6 protein-coding genes and 3 pseudogenes are annotated in these 7,710 nt (G+C 74.5%); 3 read left to right on the top strand and 6 right to left on the bottom strand.

What is annotated here, in order from left to right:
- Positions 1–1,347, bottom strand: a pseudogene (locus tag B1L11_RS51330) (LuxR family transcriptional regulator); the annotation flags it as partial.
- Between the two features lie 155 nt (positions 1,348–1,502).
- Here B1L11_RS51330 and B1L11_RS51325 point away from each other — a divergent pair.
- The gene (locus B1L11_RS51325) at positions 1,503–1,919 is read left to right on the top strand and encodes a hypothetical protein (RefSeq protein WP_256862711.1); all 417 of its coding nucleotides are present in this window, start codon (positions 1,503–1,505) and stop codon (positions 1,917–1,919) included.
- Between the two features lie 119 nt (positions 1,920–2,038).
- Here the strand turns inward: B1L11_RS51325 and B1L11_RS54980 are convergent.
- The 5 genes and pseudogenes from B1L11_RS54980 to B1L11_RS19635 form a co-directional block, all read right to left on the bottom strand.
- Positions 2,039–2,107, bottom strand: a pseudogene (locus B1L11_RS54980) (hypothetical protein); the annotation flags it as partial.
- A gap of 164 nt (positions 2,108–2,271) precedes the next feature.
- Positions 2,272–2,484, bottom strand: a pseudogene (locus B1L11_RS51315) (AAA family ATPase); the annotation flags it as partial.
- Positions 2,441–3,340, bottom strand: coding sequence for a 1-acyl-sn-glycerol-3-phosphate acyltransferase (locus B1L11_RS19645; protein WP_256862707.1), 900 nt, complete (start codon positions 3,338–3,340; stop codon positions 2,441–2,443). The gene B1L11_RS19645 and the pseudogene B1L11_RS51315, both read right to left, overlap by 44 nt.
- A 75-nt stretch (positions 3,341–3,415) precedes the next feature.
- The gene (locus tag B1L11_RS19640; protein WP_079315832.1) at positions 3,416–5,164 is read right to left on the bottom strand and encodes a thiamine pyrophosphate-binding protein; all 1,749 of its coding nucleotides are present in this window, start codon (positions 5,162–5,164) and stop codon (positions 3,416–3,418) included.
- Positions 5,161–5,934, bottom strand: coding sequence for a cyclase family protein (locus tag B1L11_RS19635; protein ID WP_079315831.1), 774 nt, complete (start codon positions 5,932–5,934; stop codon positions 5,161–5,163). The genes B1L11_RS19640 and B1L11_RS19635 overlap by 4 nt, the downstream gene beginning before the upstream one ends.
- 133 nt (positions 5,935–6,067) lie before the next feature.
- Between B1L11_RS19635 and B1L11_RS19630 the strand changes: the two genes are divergently transcribed.
- Both B1L11_RS19630 and B1L11_RS19625 read left to right on the top strand, forming a co-directional pair.
- Entirely contained in the window at positions 6,068–6,736 is a 669-nt protein-coding gene (locus B1L11_RS19630; RefSeq protein ID WP_079315830.1) for a hypothetical protein, read from the top strand.
- Between the two features lie 81 nt (positions 6,737–6,817).
- Positions 6,818–7,600 carry a hypothetical protein gene (locus B1L11_RS19625; RefSeq protein ID WP_079315829.1) on the top strand — a complete coding sequence of 261 codons (783 nt, stop codon included), beginning with the start codon at positions 6,818–6,820 and terminating at the stop codon, positions 7,598–7,600.
- Positions 7,601–7,710: the final 110 nt, after the last annotated feature.

Raw genomic sequence — 7,710 nt, 5'->3', positions numbered from 1 at the left:
CCTCCCGGGCCCGGGCGAAGAGGGCGGCGGCGTCGGCGTGCCGCGTCCTGCGGCGGCGAGCGCGCCGCGGGCGGCGTCGAGCGCGGCGTGCGCGGCGGGCGCCACCCGGCCCGCGATCCCGGCGGCGTACTCGTCCACCAGCTCCTCCGCCGTCTCCATGCGCCCTGCCCTGGCGAACGCGGCGACGGCCGACGGGACGAGGCTCGCGCCCCACACCCACACGCCCTTGCGGCGCAGCAGGGCGACCGCCCGCCCGGCCTCCGCGACGGCCTCGTCCATCGCTCCCCGGGCGAGGTGCAGGTCGACGAGCCCCCCGGCGGCGGCCGTCACGACCGGCACGTTGCGGGCCTCCGGCGCGTCCAGCCCGGCGCGGTGGAACTGGCTGACCGCCTCCTCCCATTCGCCCGTCGCCAGGGCGAGCAGCCCGAGCACCAGCCACAGGTCCACCGCGATCAGCGGTGTCTCCGTGGCCGACTCCCCCAGGGACGCCGCCCGGTCGCGCAGCCCTTCCCACCGCCCGGTGAGCCACTCCCTGCGGATCGCGGAGGCGTCGAGGAGGAAGGCGGGATACTGCGCGCCGGTCTCCAGGGCGAGCCGCCGTCCTTCCCGGGCGAACCGCTCGGCCGCCGCGTAGAGCCCCACGGTGGTCGCCGAGTCGTGGAGGTTGCAGTACGCCCGGGCGACCTCCCGCCGGACCCCCGTGCGCGGGTCGTCGACCGGAAGCCGGGCGGCGACGTCGAACGCGCCGGGAGAGCCGGTCGTCATCTCGAAGGAGGCCCGGTTGGCCAGCACCGCGGCAGACAGCTCCGGGTTGTCGGCGGTGGCCACGAGCGCCTCGGCGCGGGCCATCCACTCCGCGTGCTCCGCCAGCGACTCGGCGCCCCATTCGGGCATCGCCATGCTGGCCCAGCCGCGCGCGGCGAGCGTCGGCCGGTCGTCCAGCTCGGCGAGGGCGGCCATGATCTCCGGCCGCCCCGCGGCGGCGTCGCCCGCCTGGTTGGACAGGACGACGCCGAGGTTGAGCCGCACCTCGCCGCGCACGTCCCTCGACAGGAAGTCGCCCCGCAGCACCTGGCGCAGCAGCCGCACCACCCGCTGGTGCGACAGGCCCGTCGCCGCGAAGCGGCTCAGCATCAGCACCAGCGGGCCCCGGTCCCGCACCGGCAGGTCGGGGTCGTCGAGCATGCCCTCGACCACCTCGACGGCCAGGGCGGTGTCCCCCAGCGCGGCGGCCTGCTGGGCGGCGGCGGTCCCGTGGCGCACCCAGGCGTCGGTGTCCCCGGCCTGCCGGGCGTGGAAGGCGAGCTGCACCAGCGGCGGCGCGTCCGTCGCGGCCAGCGCGGCCATCGCCCGGACGTGCGCCGACCGGCGTTCGGGGCCCGGGATGGCGTCGTAGACGGCCTGCTGGGCCAGCGCGTGGCGGAAGCCGTACCGGCCGCCGGGGTGCTCGTGCAGGACCCCCGGCGCGCAGCGCCTCAGCCAGGCCGGCGGAGCCCGATCCGATGGAGCCCGGCCCGGCCGTATTCGGCGCGGCCGTGTCGCCGCCGACCGCGGTGATCAGTTGCTCCGCCGCGGGGAGCCGCAGCACGGCCGCCGCCCGGACCGCTCTCGCCGCCGCCGGGGACAGGCAGGACATCCGCTCGGCCATCGCCTCGCGCAGCAGCAGCGGGACGCCGGCACGGTCGACGGCACGGTCGAGCGCGTCCGGGTCGTCCGCGCCGGGCGGCGAGGCGGGCAGGGATCGGACCAGCTCCTCCACCACGAACGGGATGCCCGCCGTGCGCTCGTGCAGCCGTGTGACGAACCCGGGAGACAGGTCGGAGCGCTCCAGCAGCGCACCGGCCAGGCTGGCCACGCCCGACGCGTCCAGCGGCGCCAGCCGTACGACCACGCTGGCCGTGTCCGGCTGGTGCCGGTAGGCCCGGCCGAGCGGCGGACCGGCGACGCCGTCCCGGCGGCACGTCGCGACCACCGCGAGCCCCTGCGGCGGCTGCCCGGCCAGGAAGCGCAGCAGGTCGAGCGTGCCGTCGTCGGCCCAGTGCAGGTCCTCGACGACGAGCACGGCCGGTCCGACGGCCGCCAGCAGGGCGCGTATCGCGCGGAACACCCGGTGGCGCTCGGCCCGCGGGTCGTCCAGGGGCTGCGGCGACGGCGCAGCGCCCCGGCCAGTTCGGGCAGGTGGCCGCGGAGCGCGCCGGTGACCGGGTTGAGCCGGTGCGCCGCCGGGAGCCGTCCCCTGATGTCCCGCAGCGCCTCGAAGACCGGCCCGTACGGGAAGGGTTCGCGGATCTGGTGGCAGTAGCCGAGGAGCACGGCGCGGTCGCCGGTCGGCAGGCGGTCGAGCGCGGCGCGGACGAGCCGTGTCTTGCCGATGCCCGCCTCGCCCTCCACCAGCACGACCGCCGGCGGGCGGGTCACCGCGTCGATGAGAGTCCGCAGCTCAGTGGCGCGTCCGACCAGCGGGGGGCGGGGCACGATGCTCATCCACGGCTCCAAGGTACGGGTTGCGGGTCCCCCCGGGCTCAGTTATCCCCGTCCCTTGACCGCCGGTCAACCCTTCGGCGTAACGGCCGTGTTGCGGAACCGGACAGACGTGTGCTGCCCTACTCGCGGCGTGGCCGGGCGGCGGCGTCGAGCGCGGCGGCCTCCTCCGGGGTGGGCGCGGTGCCGCCGAGGTGGGCGGCTGCCACCACACGCCCCGCCGCTGGTCGGGGTAGGTCCGCTGGGCCTCGTCGAGCAGGTCGGTCATCCGCCGCCGCAGGTCGCCGGTGAGCGCGGCGATGTCGTCGTCCGGACCGGGCCGCATCGGCTCGCCGACCAGGATCGTGATCGGGACATGCCGCTGCAGCAGCCTGCGGGGCCGGCCCTTGGTCCACAGCCGCTGGCCGCCCCAGAGGGCGACCGGGATCACGGGCACCCCGGCCTCGGCCGCCATCCGGATCGGGCCGCTCTTGATCTCCTTGACCGTGAACGACCTGCTGATCGTCGCCTCGGCGAAGTTGCCGATGATCTCGCCGTCCTTGAGGGCCCGTACGGCGGCGTCGTAGGCTCCCGCCCCGGCCGACCGGTCCACCGGGATGTGGTGCATGCCACGCATCAGCGGGCCCGACACGGGGTGGTCGAAGACCTCCTTCTTCGCCATGAACCGGACCAGCCGCCCGGCGGGATAGGCGGCGAAGCCGGCGAAGATGAAGTCGAGATAGCTGACGTGGTTGCTCACCAGGACCGCGCCGCCGCTGCGGGGTATCCGCTCCGTGCCCTCCATGCGGAACCTCAGGTCGAGCAGTTTGAAGGCGGTCAGCGCGGTCCGCAGGACCGGCGGGTACACGATCTCAGCCATGCCTGAAACCGTAACCTACTCATCCGTAACTTTTACCGGGCCGAAGGTCCTCTTCTCGGCGTCCGCCGCTCCGCGTCAGTGACCCCGGAATGCCTCCTCCAGCCACCACGACGGGCGGTCGGCGGTGACCTTCGCGTGGACGAGCAGGGGTTTGTCGCGCGGCCCCTTCAGCCACTCGGCCACCCCCGACAGGTCCTCCTCCCGCCGTACGGTCACCGCCTCGAAGCCGAAGCCCCGGGCGATCCGCGCGATGTCGGCGGGCGGGAAGGTGACCGTGCCGAGCGGGAAGCCGTGCGGACCGAAGTGGTGGACCTCCGCGCCGTATCCGTCGTCGTCGTAGACCACGACCACCATCGGCAGGCCGAGCCGCACGACCGTCTCCAGTTCGGCGACGCCCATCAGGGCCCCGCCGTCGCCGAGGGCGGCGACCGCGAGCCGGTCGGGCCGCGCGACGGCCGCGCCGATCGCGGTGGCCAGGCCGAGCCCGATCGACTGGTATGCCTGGGTGAAGCAGAACGCGCCGCCGTCCGGGATCGTGAGGAACATCGACGGATATCCCATGAAGTTCCCCGAGTCCACGGCCACCAGCCGCTCCTGCGGGAGCAGGTCGTCGAGCCCGATGGTCAGCGTGCGGGGGTCGATGCGCCCTCCGGCGCTCAGGTCCTCGTACGGCACGTCGCGCCAGCGCCCCTCGCGGGCGATGCGCTCGGCGACCTCCGGAGTGCGGTAGCCGCGCGTCCCCGTCTCGCCCTGCGCCGCGGGTTCGCCGAGCAGGGCGGCGACCGCCCGCGCGGTCTCGCGTACGTCGCCGACCACGCCGAGGTCGATCTCGCGATGCACGCCGAGCGCGTCGGGGTCGAGGTCCACCTGGACGACCCTGGCCTCCGGCCCGATCAGGGCGCCGTGCCGGGTGGTCCACATGGTGAACGAGCAGCCCCAGCCGACGACGAGGTCGGCACCGCGGATCAGCTCGGCCGCGAGCGGGGTGGCGAAACCGCCGCTCACGTCGAGGTCCCACGGACTGCCGTGGAAGTGGCCCTTGGCGACCGCCGAGGTGGCGAACAGCGCCCCCACCCGCTCGCCGAGCGCCTCCAGTTCCCGCCGCGCGCCGCGGGCTCCCCGTCCGGCCACGAAGACCGGCCGCTCCGCCTCCGCCAGCATCCGCGCGAACCGCGTCAGCTCGTCGGACGGCTCCGCCGCGAGCCCCTCCGGCTCCTCGTCGTCCCCGGACTCGATGGGGAACGTCAGCCCCCACGCCGCCGGCACGCGGCTCGCCACGTCGCGGTGCGCGCCGCCCCGGCCGGCCAGCAGTTCGCGTACGGCCTCGGCGGCCTCGTCGGGCAGCGTCTCGGCCTGCACGTCCAGGGGCAGGTTGAGCACCACCGTCCGGCGCCCGAGCAGGGCGGCGAGGAAGGCCATCACGGTGTCGTCCACGACCGTGGCGGCCGAGCCGACCCTGGCGCAGTGCGCGCCCACGGCCTCGGCGAGCGCGGTCTGGTCGATACGGAAGTTGGAGGTGGGCGAGGTCACCTCCGGCGCGAGCACCAGCAGCGGGGTGCGACTCTTGGCCGCCTCGGTGACGCCGGTCAGCGCGTTGGTCAGGCCGGGCCCCTGGTGGACGGTGAGCACGGCGACCGTGCCGCTCATCCTGGCGTAGGCGTCGGCCATCGTGGCGGCCCCGCCCTCGTGCCGCGCCGCGACGTACCGCACGCCGTGCTCGACGAGGGCGTTGGTGACGTGGAAGTTGCCGCTGCCGACGACGCCGAAGGCCGCCCGTACGCCGAGGGCGGCGAGGGCCGCGCCGACGGCCTCCGCGACGTTCACCGCTCCACCAGCGCGAGCACGCGGACCGGGCTGCCCGAGCCGCCGACGATGGGCAGCGGGCCGGCGACCACCACCGCGCCGGTCGGCGGCAGCCGGTCGAGGTTGCGCAACTGGGTCAGTCCGTACTTGCCCGCGCCGAGCAGGAAGGAGTGGCACGGGAAGGCGGGGTCGAAGGAGTGGGCCGCGCCGGCGTCGGTGCCGACGGTCTCCACCCCGATGCCCGTGATCGGCGTCTCCTCGGCGAGGTAACGGGCGCAGTCGATCGACATGCCCGGCGTGTGCGGCCCCGTCTCGTCGGCGTTGAGGAACTCCGCCTGGTCGTGGGCGCGCACGTCCCAGCCGGTGCGGTACAGCAACCAGCCGCCGTCGGGCAGCGGCCCGTGCTCGGCCTCCCACGCCTTGACGTGGTCGACCTCCAGCAGGAAGTCGGGGTCGGCGGCCGACTGCGCGCTGAAGTCGAGCACCACGGCGGGTGCGATCAGCTTGGCGGGGGCCACCTGCGCGACGTCCTCGCCGTCGCGGCCGGTGACCCAGTGGACGGGCGCGTCGAAGTGCGTGCCGGTGTGCTCGCCGGTGGTGAAGTTGTTCCAGTACCAGGCCGGGCCGCGGTCGTCGTACCGGCTGATCTCCTGCATCGAGAACGGCACCGTCTGCCCGAACGGCTCGGGCAGCAACAGGATCGGTGTCTTGTCGCTCAGCGGCGCGGTGAGGTCGAGCACCTCGATCCCCCCGCTCCGGATGCCGTCCACCAAATCCCGCAACACCGACATCAACGCCTCCCCATGATTCAGGCCCCTGCGATACTCCTACACCCTCCCCCCGGAACGCCATATGCCGTCTCCATATAGGCCCGGCGTATAGATCGTCCAAACCACGTAGGCTACGCCAGACGGAGGAGACGAGGTGGCGGTGAGCTCTCGGGGCACTGGAACCGCCGCAGCGTGGCTCGGCCATCCGGCGACACTCGCCGCGATCGCCGTGCTCCTCGTCAACGACCATCTGCTCAAGCGCCTGTGGCCGGGCGTGGTCACCGGCAAGCTGAGCGACGTCGCGGGCATGCTGGTCGCCCCGCCGCTGCTGGCGTTCGCCGCGACCCTCCCCGTACGGCGCACCGTCGCTCGCGCTCCGGGCGGCACCTCGGGGAGCGCCGCAGTGGAGCGCGGGGAGGCGGACAGGCGGGCCGCCCTGGCGGCGATCGCGCTGACCGGCGCGGTCTTCGCCCTCGTGAAGACCACGCCGATCGGAGCGCGCGTGGCCGCCGACGCCTGGGCGCTGGTCAGCTCCTCCGCCGGCGTCGTCGCGGACCCGGCCGACCTGCTCGCCCTTCCCGCCCTCGGTCTCGCCTGGATCGTCCGGCGGCACGCCGTGCGGCCATCCTCCCGTCCCGGCCGTTCCGCGCGCCGCGCCCGGCTGCTGGTCGCCCTGCCCGCGGCGGTTTTCGCGGTCACCGCAACCGCTGCGGCTCCGACCTTTCCGTCCGCCGTGCACGTGGAGGCGCACGACGCCGTGATCGTCGTGTATCTCGGCTACGGCGTGGACGGGCTTGCCACGAGCGACCAGGGCCGGTCGTAGCATCGCTGGACCAGCCCGCCGTCCGAAAGATCGTCGCGGACGACAGCCTGTGTCCCCGGCGAGCCGAGGCGCTGTTACCGAGTGGCCCCGCCTCTGCTCAAGGTCGAGCAGTCCGACGACGGAGGACGCACCTGGGCGACGGCCTGGGAGGTCTCACCGGGCCGGCAGCACTACCTGTACCGCCGATACGAGAGCAGCCCTCTCCGCTCCGACACCGCGGAGTCCACGGCCGTGGCGGTCCTGCCGACGCCCCGGGGGCACCTCGTTGCCGTGGCGAACGGCCGCGACGGCGTGGCGCTGCGCGACGTCACCGGACGATGGCACCGGCTCGGCTTCCGGGGATACGACGACCTGTCCGAGCAGTCGGCCGCACCTGTCGTCAACGCGGGCGAGCGCATCGAGGCGGAGACGGGGACGGCCTACCTCACCGCGCTGACCGTGCTGCTGGCCGCGCTGGCGTTCGCCGGGTGCTTGCGGAGGTCGCCGCTCGGCTTCTCGGCCGCCGGGTTCCTCACCTGGGTGGGCCTCTACATGGCGGTGAAGGGCCCGCCGGGCATCTACGGGCTGCCGTTCACGGTCCTGGGCGCGCTCCTCGTGGTGGGCGGGTGCGTCGCACTGGCCGCCATCGCCGCGTACTCCCGTATGCGGGGACTGAGCTCGATCGTCGCGGCGCCGCTGACCTTCGCCGCGATCTACCTGCCGTTCCGGGGCTGGAGCGCCGGGCGGCCCGACGACTACGGCACCGCCCTGCTGCTGGCGGTCGTGCTGTGCTGTCCGGCCGTCGCCCTCGGCGCGCATCTCGCGATCCGGGCTCGAGGCGGCTACCGCCGGGTCGCGCGGGCGCTGCGCTCCCTCACCCGCTGAGCCTTCACGGCCCTGCACCACGGCGGCCCTTGACGTGGGTGGCCTCCAGATTTAACTTCTATGAAACCGCGTTCGACATTATCGAACGACGTTCACACTCTGGACGGTCT

It is taken from the genome of Microbispora sp. GKU 823 (assembly GCF_002027145.1).
GTDB classification, from domain to species: domain Bacteria; phylum Actinomycetota; class Actinomycetes; order Streptosporangiales; family Streptosporangiaceae; genus Microbispora; species Microbispora siamensis.
This window is presented reverse-complemented; position numbering and strand designations above follow the sequence as displayed.

What these genes read in the sequence shown, in the direction of transcription:
- B1L11_RS51325 (WP_256862711.1), top strand. Translation starts at nt 1,503, where the DNA reads ATGGAGCCCGGCCCGGCCGTATTCGGCGCGGCCGTGTCGCCGCCGACC.
- B1L11_RS19645 (WP_256862707.1), bottom strand. Translation starts at nt 3,340, where the DNA reads ATGGCTGAGATCGTGTACCCGCCGGTCCTGCGGACCGCGCTGACCGCC.
- B1L11_RS19635 (WP_079315831.1), bottom strand. Translation starts at nt 5,934, where the DNA reads ATGTCGGTGTTGCGGGATTTGGTGGACGGCATCCGGAGCGGGGGGATC.